Below are 23,031 nucleotides of genomic sequence, written 5' to 3'. Positions count from 1 at the left end.
CGTCAAATGTTGATTAGAGCTTTACAATACTTCTTTTAAAACATAAATTTTTGATTGATAATCTCCGTGATCAAGTCCTAAATTTTCTCCGTCCGGATTACTTAAGGTATTAGATAGTATTATACCTACATTCATTAATTCGTCCCCATAATAGTTTCTTGATAAAGCATTGACTTGATATTGTTTAATAGGATCTAATCCAGTTAGTTTTAAACGCTGGTAAGCTTCATTTGGGTTATTTAAAACCTTATAATAACCAACAATTGCCTCATCCTTCTCTTCTGAAACCACCATCCATGCAGTTTCATTTGATTCAAAAGGATTCATTAGTCTGTAGAATTCACCACTGCGTATAAGCTCACGGTGTGATTTGAAAAAAGCAACTTGACCTTTTACTTTTTCTTTATCTTCATCTGTCATTTTAGTTGCATCAAGCTCATATCCAAAGGTGCCAAAATAAGCAACATTTGCTCTTGTATCCATTGGAGTCATACGTCCTACTTGATGATTGGGAATGGCAGAGACATGACTGCCTATGGAGCTAAGTGGATAAACCAAAGAAGTTCCATATTGAATTTTCAGACGTTCAATGGCATCAGTATCATCACTGGTCCACGTTTGAGGCGCATAGTATAACATACCAGGATCAAAACGAGCTCCGCCACCAGCACAAGATTCAAATAATATTTCAGGGTATTTCTTCAATAAACGCTCATACAAGTCATACACACCAAGGATATATCGATGGAATAATTCACCCTGCTGATCATGAGGAAGGGCGATTGCATATACTTCTGTGATGTAGCGGTTCATATCCCATTTAATGTACGATATTTTAGATTTAGAAATAATTTTATCCATCATCTCATAGACATAATCAACTACTTCTATTCTAGAGAAATCAAGCACGTACTGGTTACGTCCATGAGAAACTCTGCGATTAGGCGTAGCTATTAACCAGTCAGGGTGTTTTTCGTATAACTTCGTACCCTTTGAAATCATTTCAGGTTCAAACCAGAGTCCAAACCGCATGTCGAGTGATTCTATTTTGCTTGCTAAGCCTTCGATACCATTCGGAAGCTTCTCCTCATATTCAAACCAGTCACCTAGTGACGTAGAATCATCATCACGTTTTCCGAACCATCCGTCATCTAGAACGAATAATTCAATCCCTAGCTTTTTTGATTCTTTTGCAATATCTATTACTTTATCTTCGTTAAAATCAAAATAAGTTGCTTCCCAGTTATTGATTAATATAGGACGAGTCTTGTCGCGCCAATAGCCTCGAACTAATCGATCCCGGTAAAGCTTATGATAAGTTTGGCTCATCCCATTGATTCCTTGGTCGGAATAAACCATGACACACTCGGGTGTTTGGAAAGTATCTTCGGGATTTAATTTCCAACTGAAACGAAATGGATTGATTCCCATGGAAACACGACTTACATTGTAGGTGTCTACTTCTACTTGTGCTAGAAAATTCCCGCTATAAACAAGGCTAAAACCGTATACCTCACCTTTATGTTCTGTTGAATCAAAACGTTTTAAAGCAAAGAACGGATTGAAAACATGACTACTAGCCCCGCGATTACTATAAATAGACTGAATACCCTTGGATAAGCGTTTCGTTTCCACATGTCCTTCTCTTGCCCAAGCGCCATGCAAATGAACCATATCATAACAATCATCTGGAAAGTCGATGTTCATACTCATCGCTTGATCTAATTGATAGGTTTTGTCTCCTTCATTTTTAAACCTAACATTTCTAGTAATAACACTTCGATCTCTATAGATTGTGTAAGTTAGTGTTAATCGACATTGTAAATAATGATCGACTAAATCAACTTCTAAGGTGTCAGCTTCCTCTTCTTTTTCAACATACGTTGCAGGTAAACCTTCAAGTATAGCTTTGCCTTTTTCTAATCTATACGAATCAAAGACAAAGTTTGTTATATGACTACCATCTTCTTGCAGGATCGCGTGTGCTGGAAATCTAAAATCAGTTGTACCATAGCTTGGATATTCTTGCCTGATGTGTTCCAACGAAGAAGTATGGTCCCCTTCAAACATGTTAGAAGATGGTCTAGATTCTCTTTCAACTAAGTGCTCGAATGAGTTTCGATGATGTATTTTTTTTCCATAATATAAATGCTCCAATTGATGGCTTTTTTCTAAAACTCTAAAAATGTAGCTGACAGATTCATTATGTAAGTGAAATTCTAATTTACTCTCATTTATGCTAATTGCCATGATCAATACCTCCATTTATAAGTTATCGCTTACTTATTAAATATAGTTAATTAATAGTGTTTAGTCAAAGTATTTTATGTAAAAAAATAAATTGTATAGACAAACATAGTCTAAAAGTATTAATATATTACTTAATGGATTAGGTAATTTATTTTTATTAGATAGGAGGCTGCATATGCCAACTGAAAGAGGAATATCCTTAGATTTCGAAAAAAGATTCGAAGAGCAACAAGATGTTAAAGGTCGTCTTTTTCAGACACTTCATGTGATGTATAGAGGGCATTACATGAAATTATTTCTTTCTTTTATATTTTTTATGCTAAAACATTCACCTGTGTGGATATTACCGATAGTGATGGCAAATTTGATTAATTTTGTGTCAGAACCAGAAAAGTATGACACGCGCATGTTATGGATCAATATTATTGTTTTAACCGTTGTGATTATACAAAATTTACCTAGTCAAATGTTACATATTAGTTTTATGAGCAAAGCAATCAGACATGTTGAAGCAAGCTTAAGAAGTACATTAATACGAAAGCTTCAACATTTGTCTATTTCCTATCACAGTGAATTGCGGTCTGGTAAGCTGCAGGCAAAAGTATTGCGAGACGTAGAAATGATCGAAATCATGTCAAAGCAGACGATGTTAGGTGTATTACCAGCAATTATGAATGTTATTGTAGCAATTTCAGTTACTGCGACAAGGAGTTTGACGGTTGCTTCTTTTTTTATAGTAGCCATTCCGATTTCTATTGTGATTGTTTATTTTTTTAAAGGGAAATTAACGCAACGTAACCGCGAATTCAGACAGCAGGTAGAAGAGATGTCGGGGCAGGTAGCGGAGACTGTTGAAATGATTCCTGTTACAAGAGCACATGGTTTAGAAAAGATTGAAATAAACAAAATGGATTCTATGCTGCAAAATGTAAGAGGAAAAGGTTATCGACTGGATATTACGGAAGCATTTTTTGGAGCTAGTAATTGGGTCGCATTTCAATTATTTCAAGTACTTTGTCTTCTTTTCACCATATACCTTGCCTATCAAGGAAAGATCCCAATTGGTGACGTAGTGTTGTATCAGACATATTTTACGACCATTCTAATGTCTATTTCAGGATTAATTAACATTTATCCGCAAATAGCAAAAGGCTTTGAGTCGATACATTCTGTTTCTGAAATATTGTTTGCCAAAGAAACACAAGAATATCAAGGTCGAACAAAGTTAAAGCAATTACATGGTGATGTCCTATTTGAGGATGTATTTTTTAAGTATCGTGATACGGAAAAACATGTACTTCAGAATTTTGATCTTCATGTTAAAGCTGGTGAAATGATCGCATTTGTAGGGGAGTCGGGAGCGGGTAAGTCTACGATTTTACATTTGCTTACAGGCTTTTACCGGCCGACATCGGGTAGGATTTTAATGGACCAAAAACCGATGGATGAAATCAGTATGCGCAGTTATCGCAAAAAAATTGCCGTAGTGCCACAAAATACGATTCTATTTTCTGGCTCTATTCGTGAAAATATTGCATATGGTCTTGCTGACGTTACAGAAGAAGATGTTCTACAAGCGATAAAGATGGCTAATTTAGAGGATATCATTCAGGAATTACCGGAAGGATTGGATACAAAAATTGGGGAGCATGGAGATAGAATGTCAGGTGGCCAACGACAACGAATTGCTATTGCAAGGGCATTTATTAGAAATCCTCAGATGGTTATTTTAGATGAGGCAACATCTGCCTTAGACAATGTATCTGAAAAATTAATACAAGATGCAATGAAAGAGCTTGTTAAAGGAAAGACGACTTTTATTGTGGCACACAGACTTTCAACTATTAGAGAAGCGGATCGTATCATTGTCATGAAGCATGGCAATTGTATAGAGATGGGGACTTATGAAGAGTTAATTGCTTTAAAAGGTGAATTTTATAAAATGAAAAGGGCGTCAGAAGCAGTTTCTTAAAAAGTAGAAGATAGGCTCCTAGTTCTATTATTCTGGAGTCTATCTAATACTTATTGCTTCTGAAATGGAGGGTAATATGAAAAAAATATACAAAGGATTTTCGCTCCCGAAACTTAAAAACGTAAATTGGAAGCCAAATGATAAAAGGAAAAGGAATATCTTGAATAACAGAACCATTGGTCAAAAATATGGATTACTTTTTGTAAGCGTTCTGTTTTTGTTTGTTTTATCTTCTGCAATAACCATATTTTCGATGAATAGTGTATTATCTGAATCTAAAATTGTAGAAAGAAAAAGCGATGCATCGATAGAAATCAATGAAATGGCTTCTATTTTCAAGCAGAAATATATTATTATAGCTGATATTTTAACAGAACAGCATCCCACAACTACAGAGGCTGATTATACTGCGGAAGATGAAAAATTTCGTGCATCAGTTGAACGTGTTGAAAAAGAAATAGAAACAGAAGAAGATCAAAAAATGTATGATAATATAATGGATTATAATCAGCAAATGGATATATTGTTTTTCGAAGACATTATTCCTACAACTGCAGTTTATCGGGAAAATAATGAACGAGTAGATATATTTGTTCAGACGGATCTACATAATAAAACAACTACATTAAGGAATTATACGATTGATTCTTTGATGCTGTTAAAAGACAGTATGGTGGAAAAGAGAAATGCATTACAAGCTGACATGGAAGAAAAGTCAATGATAACAATGATTGTTGTTGTTTTGATTGTGTTAGTTGTAACGATAGGTTCTATCATCATTTTAGTAATTGTAAACCGAAGAATGAGTAAAAGGTTTAAGAGATTAGAAAGTTTCTCCATTCGATTAGCAGAAGGGGACCTCACTACTGAGAGGGCTTTTGAAAATGGGAACGATGAAATAGCGGTTATTCAAAATGCAATGAATGATATGGCTAATAGATTACAAGATTCTATAACTCGACTTCTTGATACAACGGTAACTGTCTCAAAAATGGCAGATATGTTAAAGGGAAATGCTCAAGAAACTACAGATGTTAACAATCAAATCACAACCTCAATGATGGAAGTTGCGAATGGTTCTGAGGAACAGGTTAAGACAGTGAAAGCATCTACTGAAATTATAGATGAAATGCAACATTCATGGGAAGGTGTAACAGCGACGATTGATAATGCCATTACGCTAAGTAAAACGACAACAGAACAGGTGGAAAATGGAACCGTTCATGTGAGTGGTGCTATTTCACAAATGGACGTTGTGCATAAACAGGTGGACCGAATTGCGAAGATTATAAGAGATTTAAGTACACATTCTAATCAAATCAGTGGCATTGTTGATATGATTCATTCGATTTCTTCCCAAACAAATTTACTAGCATTAAATGCAACCATTGAAGCAGCAAGAGCTGGTGAACATGGTAAAGGTTTTGCGGTAGTAGCGGATGAAGTTAGAAAACTAGCAGAACAAACGGCAGATGCAACTGATAAAATTCAAACGCTTATTACTTCATCGATAAAAGACACAGAAAAAGCGGTTCAGGTAATGTCAGAAAGCACAAAATCAGTCCAAGAGGGTTCGAGTAGAGTAGAACAGGTTGGAACTGTCTTTGAAAATATGCTTGCATCCATTCGGTCACTTAACAAAAATCATGAAACGGTAAGTAGAACAGTTAAAGAAACAAACAACCAAATGGCATCTGTGCAGGATTCTACAAAAGAGATTCAACGAATATCTGAAATATCTTCTGAAAGTATTGAGCAAGTTGCGGCGGGAACAGAGGAGCAAAATGCAGCGATGGAAGAATTATTAGCTTCTTCTGAGGAATTATCCGCCATGGCAGATAAATTAGAAGTAACATTTGCCACGTTTAAAGTAAAGCAATAGAGAAAAACATCTGATGCATGCTTGTATCAGGTGTTTTTTGATGTGGGAAATACTATTGTTAATCAATTGGGTTATATTTTATTAGAGTTAGTCCCCCACGCTCTTCGATGTTATTGAATGGAATTTTCAAATTAAATTAAGAGCTTTGCTGATTATTAAATAAAAAGAATCAGAAGTAATTGACAAAGGTAAATAAGTTAATTATTATTAATTTATTAAGTTATCGATAAACAAACAGAAAGGGCGGTCATATGAAAGCATTAAAAGAAGAGATTCAAACGCATTTAGAAGAAGAAATTCTTCCGTTTTGGATGCGATTAATAGATGAAACGAACGGTGGTTTTTTTGGGGAAGTAGATTATGATTTAACTGTTAACAAAGAAGCTGATAAAGGTGGTATAGCTACTGCGAGATTCCTATGGACATTTTCAAGCGCTTATAGAGTGACAAAGAATCCACTATATAAAACGCATGCGACACATCTTTATAAATTCTTAAGAGATAAACTCTATGATAAAGAATATAAAGGGATTTATTGGTTAGTAGACTATGAGGGTAAGCCAAAGGACACAAGAAAACATGTGTATGCCCAGTCGTTTGCTGTATATGCTTTAAGTGAATATTACCGAATAACGAAGGACCAAGAAGCGCTCGATTTAGCATTAGAAATATTCTATTTAATCGAGGAAAAAGGATACGATAAAACAAATCAAGCGTATATGGAAGAATTCGATAGAAAATGGGCACCTACCCCTAATGAGATGTTAAGTGAAAATGGCTTAGTAGCAGATATAACGATGAATACACATATTCATGTGTTAGAAGCATATACAAATCTCTACAAAGCAAATCCAACAGAGTATTTGAAGAAAAGTTTAATTACACTAATCGAAGTACACTATGAAAAAATATATAATAAAGACACAAAATTTTTAGGAGTCTTTTTTGATAAAAATTGGAACGTCTTAGTGGATATGAAGTCATTTGGCCACGATATAGAAGCTAGTTGGTTGTTGGATGAAGCGATCAAAGTGCTCGGAATTAAAAATGCTGCATATGACAAAATGGTTATTGATATTGCGTATAACATAGCTGGTTATGCCATGCAAAAAGATGGTTCCCTGATAAATGAAGAAGTAGGGACAGAGTTAGACAAAACAAGAATCTGGTGGGTGCAGGCTGAAGCAATGGTGGGATATTTAAACGCATATATGCATACAAAGGATCCTCGATTTGAAGTGCTTATTAAGAATTTATGGGAATATACAAAAGAAAATATAGTGGATAAAAGAGAAATGGGTGAGTGGTTCTGGTCTGTAGAACCTGATGGACGTCCAACTAAAAGATCAATTGGAGAACCGTGGAAAACTTCCTATCATAATGGTAGATTTTGTTTAGAATTTATAGAAAGGGTGGATAATAAATGATACACGAAAAATATTATGAGTTACTCAAAGAGCAAGAGAAATTTTTAAATCTAAAAAATGAGGAAAAAGACGATTTTTATAACGGGGTATATAAACGATTTAAATATCCAGCATTAACACGTCATCATGTGCCACTGCATTGGCGTTTTGATCTAAACAAAGAAACGAATCCATATTTTATGGAGAGACTAGGAGTAAATGCAACGTTTAACCCTGGTGCGATCTATTTAGAGGGCAAATATTATTTGGTTGTTCGTTTGGAAGGATTAGACCGTAAATCAACTTTTGCATTAGCTGTTAGTGATAATGGTATAGATCAATTTAACTTCATCGATACACCGCTTGTGTGGGAAGATATTGATAAAGAAGAAACAAATATCTATGATATGCGTCTAGTAAAGCACGAAGATGGTTATATTTATGGTATATATTGTTCGGAAAAAAAAGACCCAGAGGCAAATGAATTTGATACTTCAAGTGCAGTAGCTCAAGCAGGTTTAGTTCGTACAAAGGATATGAAAAGCTGGGAGCGTCTTCCTAACATTGAAACGCCGTCACCTCAACAACGAAATGTAGTACTCCACCCAGAATTTGTAGATGGTCAATATGCCTTTTATACACGCCCTCAGGATGGTTTTATTTCAACAGGTTCAGGTGGTGGCATTGCATTTGGTTTGACTAAAGATGTTACTAATCCTGTGATTGAAAATGAAGAAGTGATTCACGGTAAAAAATATCACACGATTTATGAAGTGAAAAATGGTCAAGGTCCTGCACCAATTAAAACGGAAAAAGGATGGATCCATATCGCGCATGGCGTACGTAATACGGCTGCAGGTTTAAGATATGTCTTGTATACTTTTGCAACAAGCTTAGAAGATCCTACTGAATTAATTGCTTTACCAGGGGGTCATTTTATTGCCCCTTATGATGATGAGCGTGTTGGGGACGTATCGAACGTAATATTTTGTAACGGAGCAGTAGTGAACGAACAAAATGAAGTATATATTTATTATGCATCCAGTGATACTAGAATCCATGTAGCAACAACAACAATCGATAAATTAGTAGATTATACATTTAATACCCCAGAAGATCCGTATCGTTCCCTGGATTGTGCGAAACAACGAAAGACATTAATCGAACAAAATGAACAATTGTTAAATCAGTAACATTTTTCTGTCATTCTGCTCCTTGATTGCCTTAGTAAAAAGTAAATTATTCAAGCATTTTAAGTTAAAAAATGTTATTATATGAGCAAGGTATAAAGTAGTATATTATTGAGGTGGACAAATTGAAGACGAACGTCACGATGAAAGATATCGCTGAAAAACTAAATGTGAGCAGTGTGACAGTTTCAAAAGCGCTGAATGATAAAGATGGTGTAAGTGATGAGTTAAAAGAAAAAATTAAGTCACTTGCTGAGAAAATGGGCTATCGTTATAATACTATGGCTAAATCAATGAAGGATGGTAGGTCCTATAATATATGTGTCGTTATTCCGGAAAGATTTACTGGCATGACGCAGTCCTTCTATTTGAAAGTATATCAAAATATAACACAGATTCTTGAGGAAAGAGGATATTATGGCATTATTCATATACTTCCAAATGAAGATGAAGATCAGCTTAGGTTACCAAGAATCTATCACGAACGAAGAGTAGATGGATTTATTATGCTAGGTCAGCCAAGTAGAGCTTATAGTGATTTGATGCAGACCATCGATATGCCACTTGTTTTCCTTGATTTTTATGATGAAAATGGAGATGTCGATGCTGTCATTACAGATAATTTTTACGGCGCGTATGAGCTAACCAATTACCTTATTCAACAAGGGCATAAGGACATTGCTTATGTTGGGAATTTATTTTCAACAAGTAGTATCCAGGATCGGTTTTTAGGCTATTATAAATCATTATTAGAACACAAAATTACCTTAAAAGATGATTATGTAATTAAAGACCGGGACGATCGGGGGACATATGTGGACATGGAATTCCCGAAACAAATGCCTACTGCATTTGTTTGTAACTGTGATCAGGTAGCACATCTATTAATGGAAAAACTCCAAAAGAGTGGTTTTAAGGTGCCTGAGGATTGCTCTGTTGTAGGATTTGATAACGATATTTATGCGACACTAACATCTCCCAATCTGACTACGGTTGAAGTAGATATCGAAGAAATGGCGAAAAATGCAGTAAAATTCATCTGTGAAAAAATGGATGATCCGAATGCTACGTTTGGCAGAGTAGCTGTAAAAGGAAAAATTATTTTCAGAGAATCGGTAAAAAATATAAAATAAGGTTAAAGCCAAGGTTATTTTGAACCTTGGTTTTCCTAATGTATTTAGAGGCCAATAGATGATGGAGGGATAGAATGGGTGGATCCATTTATCGTGTATTTTTATTTATTTATACTTTAATTCGAATCAGTTTTTATTTTTGGGGATACTTATTACGTGGTGCAGTATTATATAGCTTTATTCCCGCAACATTATCTTTAATAGAAGTTAGTAAACATGTGCTTGATAAACATGAAGATAAAGAGCTCAACGAGTATTATAGTGAATCGTATGACAGTTATAAAAAATATCGTATGCTATCTTTTATCGTAGTAGTTATCGGAATTATTCTATATGTGCTTCTCTTTTTTGTGAATAGATTTGAAAGTGCTTATAGTGTTGCGATGATTATTGTCTTGTTTTATTTTGGTGTATTATTAGCAATAATTTTGAGTTATTTGTTTCATTACCTAATTTTTTATGTGGAGCAGATACGATCTGGAGTAGCTTTAGCGTTTGTGTCTACTATTAAACATCCTGTTCAAACATTCTATATCTTGCTAAGTGTCATCGTGATATATCTATTATTTGCATGGAACCTCGTCGCATTTATTGCATTAGGGCCTTGCCTTTATGGATTCCTGATGGTAATTATCTTTAATAGATTTAAAACACCAATACTTCTAAACAAAGAAAAAAGAAAACTTACTTCCGAATGAATCTCTCCTTTTAAACAAAAAACCATGGCACTAGCCACATAGACTGGCTGCCATGGTTTTTTTGTGGTTTATTCGCTAGTTTAGCTTTTGTTGTTGAAAGAAAATGAAAGGAAAATGCAGGTAGAATATAATTGATAATTTTAAAATATGATTAACTAAAACGATAAATTCATAGGACTTTATTAAGTGATAAAAAATTAAAGTTATTAGTTAGAGGATATTAAATAAATACTTAATATTTTTTATGAAATAGACTTGACTAGAAACCGGTTTCAAGTTATTATTAAGTTGTTATTAACTTAACGTTAACTTAACGAAAAAGAATAAGGAAGGGGTCAAAAAACATGAATAAGAAATTATTATTGTTTTTGGCAAGTGTTTTATTAATGTTAGGCGTTATTGCTGGTTGTTCTTCCGATAATGAAGAAAATACAAGCGGTGACAACGGTGGAGATAATGGAGAAGAAGCTGGAAGCGATGATGCACCATTATATGAAGCTTGGAAAGAAAAAGCACCAGAAGACATTGAAGGAGATATTACTGTAATTACACACAGAACTGATATCGTGGATAGCGTATATCAGGATTACAAATCTCAATTTAATGAAAAATATCCAAATGTAGAAGTCAATTTCGAAGCACTTACTGATTACGGTGGAGAAATCATGCCTCGTATGAATACAGAAGACTATGGTGATGTGCAGTATTTACCTGTACAAGTTCCAATCGAAGATATTCCGAATTTCTTTGAGCCGATGGGACAATTAGATGAAATGGAAGAAAATTACTTAGGTGTAGAAGAACGTGCGGTAGATGGAACAGTGTATGGTATTCCAATCGCTGTAACCTATACTGGTATTATTTATAATAAAGCAGTATTTGAAGAAGCAGGTGTGGAAGGAATTCCAGGTACACAAGCTGAATTCATCGATGCTTTAACAAAAGTTAAAGAAAATACAGATGCTACGCCTCTATATACAAACTATGCAGCTGGTTGGCCGTTAACACAATGGGAAGGTGCTGTAACGACAACTGCTGGTAGCGTAGACTATTACAATGTTGATATGTTAGATGACCCTACACCTTTTGATGAGGGAGATCCACATTACGATCATTACAAACTTATGTATGATGTTGCTGAACAAGGATTAATTGAAAATGATCCTTTAACAACAGACTGGGAAGCATCGAAGTCACGTATGAACAATGGTGAAATTGCAACGATGGTATTAGGTTCTTGGGCGCTTGAGCAAATTCAAGGCGCTGGTGACAATGCTGACGATATCGCAATTATGCCTTTCCCATCTGATGCAGAAGAAACAATCTTCTCTCTTGGTGCTGACTTAAATATTTCTATTAATAAAAATAGTGAGCAAAAAGAAGCTGCTTTTGCTTGGGTTGATTGGTTCATTCACGAATCAGGATACTCTGTAGAACAGGCTGGAGGTATTAGTGCATCTAAAGATCTTCCATTACCTGAAGCACTTGCTGCAGGTGAAGAAGAAGGATGGCAATTCTCTATGCTAACACCTGCTCCTGAAGATAAAAAGGGTTTACTTGATGAAATCGATAAAGAATCAGAAGTTGGACTTTGGTTAGAGCCAAACAAAAAGATCCTAATCGAAGCTGCTATTGGTAACCGTGACCAGTCATTTGACGATGTGATGAGTGATTGGAATGCCGATTGGTCTGAGGCTTATGAAAAAGTAGTGAATGAGTAAGTTTTAACTAAGAGCACTATTCACCTAATAGTGGTGGGTAGTGCTACTTATATTTTATAAACAGAAAAGATTTTTAAAGAGAAAAGTGAAAATTAAATGAAAGACTGAAAGATAAGCTTTCAATTTCCTTTAGTTTTTACTAGGAGGTGCGACAATAAATTATGTTTTCAAAGCTGTCTTATAAATCACAACGAATTGTTATTATTGTATCCTTTTTAATTGTCCCATTAACACTACTTGCAACTTTTTCATTTTTACCAGTTGCAAATATGTTTTGGTACAGTTTTACTGATTGGAACGGATTTAGTGAGAAAGAATTTCTGGGGCTTGAGAATTATAAAACGGTATTTACAGATCCAGAGTACTTTAGGGTTTTCACGGTAAGTTTGTACTATTTCTTTGGTACCTTCGTTCAGATGGCATTGGCACTTTACTTTGCAACAATTTTAAGTTTTAAAGTGCGCTATAAAAATTTCTTCAAAGGTGCTATCTTTTTCCCTTATTTACTTAATGGGGTTGCGATTGGTTTTATGTTCTTATTATTTTTCCGTCCTGATGGTGGTTTAGATACAGTGATGCAATTCCTTGGCCTAGGCGATTTCACGCTATATTGGTTAGGGAATCCAGATGTTATTAATATCTCTTTAGCAGGAACTTCTGTCTGGAGATACATGGGTTTTAACTTCATTATCTTTTTAGGAGCTATTTCATCTATTTCTGGTGAAATATATGAAGCGGCAGAAATTGATGGAGCAAACCGTTTTCAACAATTCCTTTATATAATAATGCCAAGTATTCGCATTATTATCTCTTTAAACCTAATCTTGGCAATAAGTGGTGCACTAAGCGCATTTGAAATCCCGTATATCATGACTGGTGGTTCAAACGGAAGTGCCACATTTGTTATCCAAACTGTTGACACAGCATTTAAATACGGAAAAATTGGGCTGGCTTCCGCGATGGCTGTAATCTTACTATTTATTGTTATCATTGTGACAGTACTTCAAAGAAGATTCTTTGGGGAGGAGGATTAATATGAAAAAGAGATACCTTTCAGGGACGATTATTAAATACGTTTCATTAATATTAGGTGCAGCGGTGGCAATCATACCAATCCTAGTTGTTTTGTTTGCTGCCTTTAAAACAGGCACGGAATATACAGCAACAGGTCCTCTAACACCTCCAAGTGATTGGACAAATATTGAAAATTTCAAGCGTGCATTTGTTGAAGGAAATATGCTTACTGGTTTTAAAAATACAATGATTATATTAATCATTTCTATAATTGGAACGACTCTTATTGGATCGATGGTAGCGTTTGTTTTAAATCGATTTAAATTTAGAGGTAGTAAATTAATTTTAGGCGGTTTCTTGTTAGCAACCTTAATACCAGGTGTTACTACTCAAGTTGCTACCTTTCAAATTGTAAATGCTTTAGGGTTATTTAATACCATGTGGGCGGCTATTGTTTTGTATTTAGGTACAGATATTATTGCAATCTATATTTTCTTGCAATTTATGAATTCTATCTCTGTATCGCTTGATGAATCGGCGATGTTAGATGGTGCGTCCTATTTCACTATTTATAGAAAAATTATCTTACCATTGTTAGCTCCAGCAATAGTAACTGTAATAATCGTTAAGGGAATAAACGTATACAACGACTTTTACACACCGTTCTTGTATATGCCGAAAACCGATTTGCATGTTATTTCAACAGCGTTATTTAAATTTAAAGGCCCATATGGTTCAGAATGGGAAGTTATTAGTGCGGGAATCATGCTGGCGATAATACCAACGTTTATTGCTTTTATCTCCTTGCAACGATATATATACAACGGCTTAACTTCAGGTTCAGTTAAATAAAGGAGAATATGTATGGATTACATCAAAGGTTTTACTTTTGGTTGGGGAGCTAAAAAAGGTGATTTTAAAAGGCCTGAAGCGAAGGAATCCTTGCGTTTAATGAAGGAAAGAACAGCAAGTGATTATGTTATTTTTGCTTTAGCTGCTAATCAAGCTACTGCTTTTTCAACAGAAGTTATATATAAAGGGCCACATATGGTTACAGATGAAGAATTAATAGAAATGATAGATTACGCGCGTTCTTTAGAGCTTAAGATAATGATTAAACCAACAGTTAATCCTAGTGATGGGATTTGGAGAGCGCATATTAACTTTTTTGACATTGATGTGCCTTGCGAACCTAAATGGCATGAATGGTTCCAAAGCTATACCGATTATCAATTACATTATGCTAAAATTGCGCAGGAGAAAAATGCTGAAATGTTAATTGTAGGGTGTGAAATGGTTCAAACAGAACGTCGCGAGCAAGAATGGCGTCAATTAATACGAGATGTAAGAAATGTTTATGATGGCTTAATTACGTATAACACGGATAAATATCAAGAGGGAAATGTAGCTTGGTGGGATGAAGTCGATGTGATTTCTTCAAGTGGATATTATCCTTTAGGGGATTGGGATAATCAGTTAGATCGTATTGAAAAGATTATTAAACCATTTAATAAACCATTTTTCTTTGCAGAAGCCGGATGTCCTAGCAGAGAAGGATCTTCTAATGTACCGAATGATTGGTCTTTAAATGGTCAGATAGATGAACAAGAGCAAAAACAGTTCTATCTTGATATGTTTGATAAAACGGCAAAAAGAGACTGGGTAAAAGGTTTTGGTTTGTGGGATTGGAAGGCGATATTATATCCGGAAATAGAAGCTGATAAAGATAGTGATTATGCGGTTTTTGGAAAAAAAGCAGAGAAGGTCATTCGTGAATTTTACCAATCTAAATAAGAAAGACTACATAGCCGTATTGCCGATAAGGCGATACGGTTTATATTTTAGGGTCGATTTGTGCAGATAGCACGAATTTTAAAAGGATTAATAATTACTTAATCGATAAACTGTATAGTAACTTAATGTTGTGATAAAATAAATTTAATTAAGTAAGTTGGAATAACTAAATAGACGAGGTGTCCTATGAAAAAAATATCTTTAAATCACACATGGAAATTAAAAGAACAGAATGATAACACATGGTATGAGACTTCTTTACCCGCTTCCGTTATGAATACGCTTTTAAACGAAGGGGAAATAGAAGATCCTTTTTATCGGGATAATGAGCGGTTAGCCTTGGATGTTGCTTCAAATGATTTTATTTTTAAAAAGGAATTTGAGGTAGATTCAAAGCTTTTAGAGCATGATCAACTTTCATTGAAGTTTCATGGAATTGATACGATTGCAAAAGTTTTTTTGAACGGACAGTTGATTCTAGAGAGCAATAATATGCACCGCATCTATGAGGTTCCTGTAAAGTCATTCCTTGAAGCTGGAATGTGTACAATAGAAGTTCACTTATTTTCTCCTCTTCAATATATACAACGAAAACAAGCAAATGATCGTCTGATTGGCGTAGACCATGCGGTGGATGGCTATCAACATTTACGAAAGGCGCACAGTATGTTTGGTTGGGATTGGGGACCAAAGATTCCGGACCTCGGAATTTGGCGTGATGTAGAATTACTGGCTTGGAACGAAAATCGAATAGAAGATGTTCAGATCCTTCAACACCATAACGAAGGAGAAGTTCAGCTTGAATTGAATATAGAACTTGAAAAAGATTTAACTGAAAATGATGAGCTTTTGCTTAAGCTAACTTCACCTGATGGGAAATTACAAACTCATAAAATAGATTCGTTGAATTTCACTATACCAATAGAAAATCCGAGTTTGTGGTGGCCCTCTGGTTACGGGGATCAATCCCTTTATCAGGTTGAAATAGAAATCATTTCAAATGAAAGAAAACTAGATAGTAAACAGTATCCGATTGGAATACGTACTATTGATGTGAGGCATGAAGAAGATCAATGGGGAAAATCATTTGCTTTTGTAATTAATGGGCATCCCATCTTTATGAAGGGTGCTAATTATATACCTGAAGATAACTTATTACCTAGAACTTCTAGGGAAAAAACGGAGCAGTTAATTAAAGACTGTGTTGAAGCTAATTTTAATATGATCCGTGTATGGGGTGGCGGTCATTACCCAGAGGATTATTTCTTTGAATTGTGTGATCAATACGGCATTATTGTTTGGCAGGATTTTATGTATGCTTGTAGTGTTTATCGCTTAACAGATGAATTCAAAGAAAATGCTGTCCAAGAAGCAATTGATCAAATCAAACGAATTAGACACCATGCTTGTCTCGGTATTTGGTGCGGGAATAATGAAGTAGAAGAAGCGATGGAGTATTGGGGTTGGCCTAAGAAAGCTGATTGGCGCAGAGATTATATAAAGCTTTTTGAGATAATCCTACCTGAGGTTGTTGAAAAGTATGATCCGAATACATTTTATTGGTCCTCTTCTCCATCATCTGGGGGTGGATTTGATGAGCCAAGAAACCCGGATGTGGGAGACGTTCATTACTGGCAAGTGTGGCATGGTCAGAAGCCGTTTACGGATTATCGTAATTATTATTTCCGTTTTTGTTCTGAGTTTGGCTTTCAGTCATTCCCATCTTTAAAAACTGTTGAGAGTTTTACATTACCTGAAGATCGTAATATTTTTTCTAAGGTAATGGAAAATCATCAAAAGAATGATGATGCGAATGGAAAAATCCTCTATTACTTATCTGAAAACTTTTTGTATCCAAAGGACTTTGATTCCTTGCTTTATACATCTCAATTACTGCAAGCAGAAGCCATTAAATACGGGGTAGAGCATTGGCGTAGAAATCTAGGACGCTGCATGGGCTCATTGTATTGGCAATTAAATGACTGTTGGCCAGTAGCTTCGTGGTCAAGTATTGATTACTTTGGTAGATGGAAAGCACTTCATTATTATGCGAAAAAATTCTATGATCCCATTCTTTTATCTTTAGAAGAAGGAGAAGCTGATGTTTCCATTTATGTAACCAATGATAAATTAGAAGCTATAAGTGGAAGGATTGAATGGAAATTGCGGTCTAATGATTCCACTATAGTCGAACAAGGCTCTACAGAAGTAAAGGTGGAGGGTTCCACTGCAAAAGTCTGTGAGAAATTAGATTTTTCATCTATTATCAATGATAAAACAAAAGAAAACCTTTATTTTGAAGCAATTTTTTATAAAGAAAATATCTTTTATAGTCATGCGACGGTTATGTTCACAAAAACAAAACATTTCCATTTCTTAGATCCACAATTAGAGGTAAGCATCCAAGAAGATTTAGATAACTATTTGATAGAAGTATCTGCAAAGGCTTATACAAAATATGTTGAGTTACTAGTAGATGCTGATGTAGTTTTATCGGATAACTACTTTGATTTATCAAAAGATGAACCAAGAGTAATTAGATTACCTAAGAATCAATTGAAACCTGAAATGAATATAGAAAAATTAGAAAACAACCTTAAAGTGCGCAGCGTTTATCATATTACGAATTAATAAAGGGGGAAGATTATCATGGAAGAATTATTTGTTAAAGGCATGACCTATGGCTGGAATACAAGCCGAGGGGCCTACCGGACACAAGATGCAATAGACTCACTAGAAAAATTAAAGGAGTCAGGGAGCGAATGGATTGCTCTCTCCTTTTTCGCATTACAAGATACATATCATTCTACTGATATTCATTTTGATTATGGTAATACGATGACAGATCGAGATATAATGTTCGCTGTCGTTCAAGCAAAGAAATTAGGATTAAAGGTTTGTCTCAAGCCAGTAGTCAACTGTAAAGATGGAATTTGGAGAGCGCGTATTGGCTTTGCTGAAGAGGCAGAGGATGAATGGAAGAAATGGTTCGATTCTTATAATAATTTCATCTTACATTATGCAGAGCTCGCTGAAGAACTTGAGTGTGAGATGTTCTGTGTTGGCTGCGAAATGATAAATACAGAAGTGCGAACTGCTGACTGGCGAAATGTTATAAAGAATGTGCGCAATACTTATTCAGGACCGATTATCTATAATGCAAACCACGGGAAAGAAGATGGCGTAGAATGGTTTGATGCCGTAGATATTATTGGAACAAGTGCCTATTATCCCGTTGCAAAAAAGGTAAATGATTCAGTTGAAAATATGGTGAAAGAATGGGAGATAGTTAGTCAAAAATTAGAAAAGCTTCATAGACGATACAACAAACCAATTTTGTTTATGGAAATTGGCTGCAGAAGTGCAGAGGGGTGCGCGACCATGCCGTGGGATTTCATGCATACGGAATTACCATTTAATGAACAAGAACAAGCAAATTTCTATCAATCTGTTTTCCAAGTCTTTTGGGATAAACCGTGGTTTGCCGGTTTTTTCTGGTGGGATTGGAAAACGAAGTTATATCCACTAGAAGAAGCGAAGAATGATGTCGATTTTGATATATATGGTAAAGAAGCAGAGAAAATCGTAAAAGAATGGTATAATAAAAATCGAAATCTAGTAAAAAGCTAACTGAGGAGAATGTTCATGGACTTTGGTAATCGAATTGTTTTCATTGGTGACAGTATTACAGAGTGGGGAAGATTTGAGGATACAGAAGGAATTGGGACAGGATATGTTCGAATACTTCACGATTATTTAAGAGTAACTTACCCGGAAAAAAACTATGAAATTATTAATCGTGGAATTGGCGGCGACAGAATTATTAATCTTGAAGATCGCTGGCAAAAAGATGTATTGGATTTAAAGCCGACAACGGTTTCCATTTCAATTGGTATAAATGATGTATGGCGCCAACTTGATCAGCCCAATATTGAACAGGTGTACCCAGAGCAATTTGAAGAAAAATATCGTAATCTCTTGCTTAAACTTAAACAAGAATTGAACCCAACGATTATATTAATGGATCCAACTGTTATTGAAGAGGATATTAACTCTAAGGGAAATCAAGCGTTAAAGCCATACGTGGCTGTGGTAGAAAAGCTTGCAAAAGAATTTGATGCAATTCGAGTTACAACTCATGAAGCATTTATCAATTATTTAAAGAAAAAAAGTGGCTATCTATTAACCACAGATGGTGTTCATATGAATAGCGCTGGCAACATGCTAATGGCCCAGACTTGGATTAATGAAGTAGAAAAATGAAATATGTAACTACAGAGGAGATAAAGGTCTTTTCTGTAGTTTTTTTATTGATGTCTTCATTTCATATAAAGTATAAGGGAATGAATCTTGGTGAAGGTTTAAAATAGCTAATGCCGAGGGTGCATAATCTTAAAAAAAATACTATACATTGAATTTTTTTAATAAAGTTACATAATAAAACGTTTGCAAAAATATAATTCCTATGAGATTATATATTTTAGAAGGGATTTTTCTGTTTTAAGTTAACGATAACCTTACTGTATGGTATAATGAAACCGGTATCCTAATATCCAACAGGAGGTTTCTTATGACATACATAGCAGATGAGAAAAGATATAATAGCATGATTTATAATCGGTGTGGAGATAGTGGTTTGTTATTACCAGCGGTTTCCTTAGGTCTTTACCGGAATTTTGGTGAAAAAACCCCCTTCAAAACAGCTGAAAAATTGATTGAAATAGCATTTGATAATGGCATTACTCATTTTGACTTAGCAAACAATTATGGGGAACCAAATGGTAGTGCAGAAAAATTATTTGGGCAGATATTAAAGAAAGCGTTAAATGGATATCGTGATGAAATGATTATAGCAACTAAAGCAGGTTACGATATGTGGCCTGGGCCTTATGGAGATGGTGGGTCTAAAAAATATATGCTTGCAAGCTTGGATCAGAGTTTGAAGAGACTTGATCTCGATTATGTTGATATCTATTATTCACACAGATACGATCCAGACACACCGCTTGAAGAAACGGTTAGTGCGCTAGGAACGGCTGTAAGAAGCGGTAAAGCAGTATATGCAGGTGTATCAAATTATCCAGTAACAGTGATGAGAGAGGTAATTAAATTATTTAAGCAAGAAAACATACCATTTATTGCTCATCAACCCCAATATTCTATGTTTTTACGTGAACCTGAACAGGAATTATTTCCACTATTAGAAGAGATGGGTGTTGGAGCTGTTGTGTATCAAGCCTTATTTCAAGGTTTATTAACAACAAAATATGTGGATGGTATTCCTCGCGATTCTAGACTTGCAGATCAGGTTGATTCCATTTCTACTGATCAATTAACAGAAGAGCGAACAAAAAAAGTATTAAAATTAAAGGAAATTGCTAGTGAGAGGAATCAAACTGTAGCGCAATTGGCAATAGCATGGGCGCTCAAAAGGAAACCGGTTTCTTCTGTTGTTATAGGAGTAAGAAATATAGAGCAATTAAATGAAAACATAGGTGCTTTAAATAACACAACTTTTTCAAACGATGAATTATTGAAAATTGATAGAATACTAGCCTAATAGAAAAGGAGGAAATGCCATGCATGTGGATTTATCATTAGAAGAATTAAAAGTATACCAAGGAAAAAATCCTAAGCCAGATGATTTTTCTTCATTCTGGAAAAGTGGATTAGAAGAATTGGATATTATTTCTACCAACTATGAATTAGTGGAAGAAGATATTTCTACGAAGTATGCAAAATGTTATCACCTTTATTTTAACGGTGTTGGTGGAGCAAGAGTTCATGCGAAACTAGTTAAACCTATAAAGGAAATTGCTACTGGGCAAGGGATTGTCATGTTTCATGGCTATTCTGTGGATAGTGGTGACTGGTTAGACAAACTAGCATATGCTCAGGCTGGTATAACAGTCTTGGCACTAGATTGTCGCGGTCAGGGTGGGCTATCTGAAGACACGCTTGTTACAACTGGTGGTACTTTAAGAGGGCATATTATTCGAGGGCTGTCTGATACTGATCCTCAAAACCTTTATTATCGACATGTGTTCTTAGATGCTGTGCAAGCTGTACGCATTTTAAAAAGGATTGATGGGGTTGATCCTAATCGAATTGGTACATACGGACAATCACAAGGGGGCGCTTTAGCAGTTGCTTCTGCAGCTTTAGAGCCATCAGTTAAGCATGTTTATGCTGTGTATCCTTTTTTATCAGACTACAAAAGAGCCTGGGAAATGGATGTTCAAAATTCTGCATATGAAGAATTAGCATATTATTTTAGAGTTTTTGATCCTACGCATAAAGAGGAAGAAGCAGTATTTAGTCGTTTAGGTTATATTGATATTCAGCATTTGTCTGAACGAATAGAAGGAAGTGTTGATTGGGTTATAGGGATGCGAGATCACATTTGCCCACCTTCAACTCAATTTGCTGCTTATAACAAAATTAAATCAAAGAAAAACATGACATTTTATTATGAATTTGGGCATGAACATTTGCCTAATCATGCTGATGATGCGTTTAAAAAGTTTTTAACTATATTATAAAAATTAATGGAGGGTTTTACATGTCAATTATTCAATTTCCAAAAGATATGAAATGGGGAACTGCAACAGCTTCTTATCAAATCGAGGGTGCAACTAAAGAAGACGGAAGAGGTCAAACGATTTGGGATACATTCTCAAAGACTCCAGGCAATGTTTTAAATGGCGACAATGGTGATGTTGCATGCAATAGTTATCATCGATACGAGGAAGACGTACAAATTATGAAAGAGCTTGGAATCGATGTTTATCGTTTTTCTGTGGCATGGTCTAGAATCTTCCCTGAAGGTAATGGTGAAGTGAATCAGAAAGGATTGGATTACTATCACCGTCTAATTGATGAATTATTAGCAAATGGTATTGAGCCAATGTGTACGTTATATCATTGGGATCTTCCGCAAGCTTTACAGGATAAGGGTGGTTGGAATAACAGAGAAACGATTGATGCATTTGTTAATTATGCAGAGACAATGTTTAAAGAATTCTCTGGAAAGATAAATTACTGGCTTACATTAAATGAGCCTTGGTGTATATCCTTTTTATCTAATTATATTGGCGTTCATGCACCTGGAAATCAAGATTTACAGCTTGCAACACAAATCTCCCATCACTTACTCCTAGCTCATGGAGAAACAGTGAAAAAATTCAGAGATTTAAATATTAAAGGTGAAATTGGTTTTGCACCAAACACCACGTGGTTAGAACCATTTAGTAATCAACAAGAAGATATTGATGCTTGTAAAAGAGAAGTAGCTTGGTACGTTGAATGGTTTATGGATCCAGTTTTTAAAGGGGAATACCCTTCCTTTATGGTAGATTGGTTTAAGAAAAAAGGTGTGGAATTAGTTATAGAAGATGGTGATATGGAAGCTATCAATCAACCAATAGACTTTTTAGGAATAAATTATTATACTGGTCATGTGGCAAGGTATAAAGAGAATGAAGGTTTATTGGATTGGGAAATGGTTGAGATGAATTACGATCGTACAGATATCGGGTGGCCAATTTTTCCTCAAGGTTTTTATAATGTATTAACACACATCACTGAAAGCTATGGAAAGGTTCCGATTTATATAACAGAAAATGGCTCTTGTTATAATGATGAGCCAGAAAATGGTCGTGTGAAAGATGATGGAAGAATTAATTATTTACAGCAGCATCTAACTGCTTTAAGTGGAGCTATAAAGTCAGGTGTGAATGTAAAAGGTTATTTAACATGGTCGTTGATGGATAATTTCGAATGGGCTGAAGGTTACAGCAAAAGGTTTGGTATTGTTCATGTTAACTACCGTACATTAGAACGCACGAAGAAAGATAGTTATTATTGGTTTAAACAAACCATTGAAAACAACTGGTTTGAAAATTAATCATTCTATATACTATGTACTGCACCACATTTGTTAGTAATCTAACGAATGGTGGTGCAGTTTTT

17 protein-coding genes are annotated in these 23,031 nt (G+C 35.1%); 16 read left to right on the top strand and 1 reads right to left on the bottom strand.

Going from position 1 to position 23,031, the window contains the following annotated elements; genetic code table 11:
• Positions 1 to 21 precede the first annotated feature (21 nt).
• Complete coding sequence (locus DFR57_RS04440) at positions 22 to 2,250, bottom strand: alpha-galactosidase (RefSeq protein ID WP_114351952.1); 2,229 nt, start codon at positions 2,248 to 2,250, stop codon at positions 22 to 24.
• A 175-nt stretch (positions 2,251 to 2,425) separates the two neighbouring features.
• On the opposite strand from DFR57_RS04440, the gene DFR57_RS04435 reads away from it, so the two are divergent.
• The 16 genes from DFR57_RS04435 to DFR57_RS04360 all read left to right on the top strand — a co-directional run bounded on the left by DFR57_RS04435 (position 2,426) and on the right by DFR57_RS04360 (position 22,966).
• Positions 2,426 to 4,222, top strand: coding sequence for an ABC transporter ATP-binding protein (locus tag DFR57_RS04435; protein ID WP_114351951.1), 1,797 nt, complete (start codon positions 2,426 to 2,428; stop codon positions 4,220 to 4,222).
• 76 nt (positions 4,223 to 4,298) lie between these two features.
• Positions 4,299 to 6,104, top strand: a complete 1,806-nt coding sequence (locus DFR57_RS04430; RefSeq protein WP_170132905.1) for a methyl-accepting chemotaxis protein — start codon at positions 4,299 to 4,301, stop codon at positions 6,102 to 6,104.
• Positions 6,105 to 6,355: 251 nt separating this feature from the next.
• On the top strand, positions 6,356 to 7,531 hold the full coding sequence (locus DFR57_RS04425) for an AGE family epimerase/isomerase (protein WP_114351949.1): 1,176 nt from the start codon (positions 6,356 to 6,358) through the stop codon (positions 7,529 to 7,531).
• Positions 7,528 to 8,703 carry a glycoside hydrolase family 130 protein gene (locus tag DFR57_RS04420; protein ID WP_114351948.1) on the top strand — a complete coding sequence of 392 codons (1,176 nt, stop codon included), beginning with the start codon at positions 7,528 to 7,530 and terminating at the stop codon, positions 8,701 to 8,703. The genes DFR57_RS04425 and DFR57_RS04420 overlap by 4 nt, the downstream gene beginning before the upstream one ends.
• Before the next feature lie 122 nt (positions 8,704 to 8,825).
• Positions 8,826 to 9,833, top strand: a complete 1,008-nt coding sequence (locus DFR57_RS04415) for a substrate-binding domain-containing protein (RefSeq protein WP_114351947.1) — start codon at positions 8,826 to 8,828, stop codon at positions 9,831 to 9,833.
• Positions 9,834 to 9,907: 74 nt separating this feature from the next.
• Positions 9,908 to 10,531: a DUF624 domain-containing protein gene (locus tag DFR57_RS04410; protein WP_114351946.1), complete on the top strand. Its 624-nt coding sequence runs from the start codon at positions 9,908 to 9,910 to the stop codon at positions 10,529 to 10,531.
• Positions 10,532 to 10,875: 344 nt separating this feature from the next.
• Complete coding sequence (locus DFR57_RS04405; RefSeq protein ID WP_114351945.1) at positions 10,876 to 12,252, top strand: ABC transporter substrate-binding protein; 1,377 nt, start codon at positions 10,876 to 10,878, stop codon at positions 12,250 to 12,252.
• Between the two features lie 161 nt (positions 12,253 to 12,413).
• Complete coding sequence (locus DFR57_RS04400) at positions 12,414 to 13,286, top strand: carbohydrate ABC transporter permease (protein WP_114351944.1); 873 nt, start codon at positions 12,414 to 12,416, stop codon at positions 13,284 to 13,286.
• A gap of 1 nt (position 13,287) precedes the next feature.
• Positions 13,288 to 14,118 carry a carbohydrate ABC transporter permease gene (locus tag DFR57_RS04395; protein WP_114351943.1) on the top strand — a complete coding sequence of 277 codons (831 nt, stop codon included), beginning with the start codon at positions 13,288 to 13,290 and terminating at the stop codon, positions 14,116 to 14,118.
• Between the two features lie 12 nt (positions 14,119 to 14,130).
• Positions 14,131 to 15,060 (top strand): glycoside hydrolase family 113, encoded by a 930-nt coding sequence (locus DFR57_RS04390; RefSeq protein WP_114351942.1) that lies wholly within the window; start codon positions 14,131 to 14,133, stop codon positions 15,058 to 15,060.
• Positions 15,061 to 15,246: 186 nt separating this feature from the next.
• A complete protein-coding gene (locus DFR57_RS04385) occupies positions 15,247 to 17,691 on the top strand; it encodes a beta-mannosidase (RefSeq protein ID WP_114351941.1) in 2,445 nt (814 codons plus the stop codon).
• A gap of 18 nt (positions 17,692 to 17,709) precedes the next feature.
• Complete coding sequence (locus DFR57_RS04380) at positions 17,710 to 18,690, top strand: glycoside hydrolase family 113 (protein ID WP_211315343.1); 981 nt, start codon at positions 17,710 to 17,712, stop codon at positions 18,688 to 18,690.
• A 15-nt stretch (positions 18,691 to 18,705) separates the two neighbouring features.
• A complete protein-coding gene (locus DFR57_RS04375; protein ID WP_114351940.1) occupies positions 18,706 to 19,323 on the top strand; it encodes an SGNH/GDSL hydrolase family protein in 618 nt (205 codons plus the stop codon).
• 307 nt (positions 19,324 to 19,630) lie between these two features.
• Positions 19,631 to 20,620: an aldo/keto reductase gene (locus DFR57_RS04370; RefSeq protein WP_114351939.1), complete on the top strand. Its 990-nt coding sequence runs from the start codon at positions 19,631 to 19,633 to the stop codon at positions 20,618 to 20,620.
• 19 nt (positions 20,621 to 20,639) lie between these two features.
• A complete protein-coding gene (locus tag DFR57_RS04365) occupies positions 20,640 to 21,602 on the top strand; it encodes an acetylxylan esterase (protein WP_114351938.1) in 963 nt (320 codons plus the stop codon).
• Between the two features lie 20 nt (positions 21,603 to 21,622).
• On the top strand, positions 21,623 to 22,966 hold the full coding sequence (locus tag DFR57_RS04360) for a GH1 family beta-glucosidase (RefSeq protein WP_114351937.1): 1,344 nt from the start codon (positions 21,623 to 21,625) through the stop codon (positions 22,964 to 22,966).
• Positions 22,967 to 23,031 lie beyond the last annotated feature (65 nt).

Origin of the sequence: Saliterribacillus persicus (assembly GCF_003337485.1) — a bacterium.
GTDB classification, from domain to species: Bacteria; Bacillota; Bacilli; order Bacillales; family Amphibacillaceae; genus Saliterribacillus; species Saliterribacillus persicus.
This window is presented reverse-complemented; position numbering and strand designations above follow the sequence as displayed.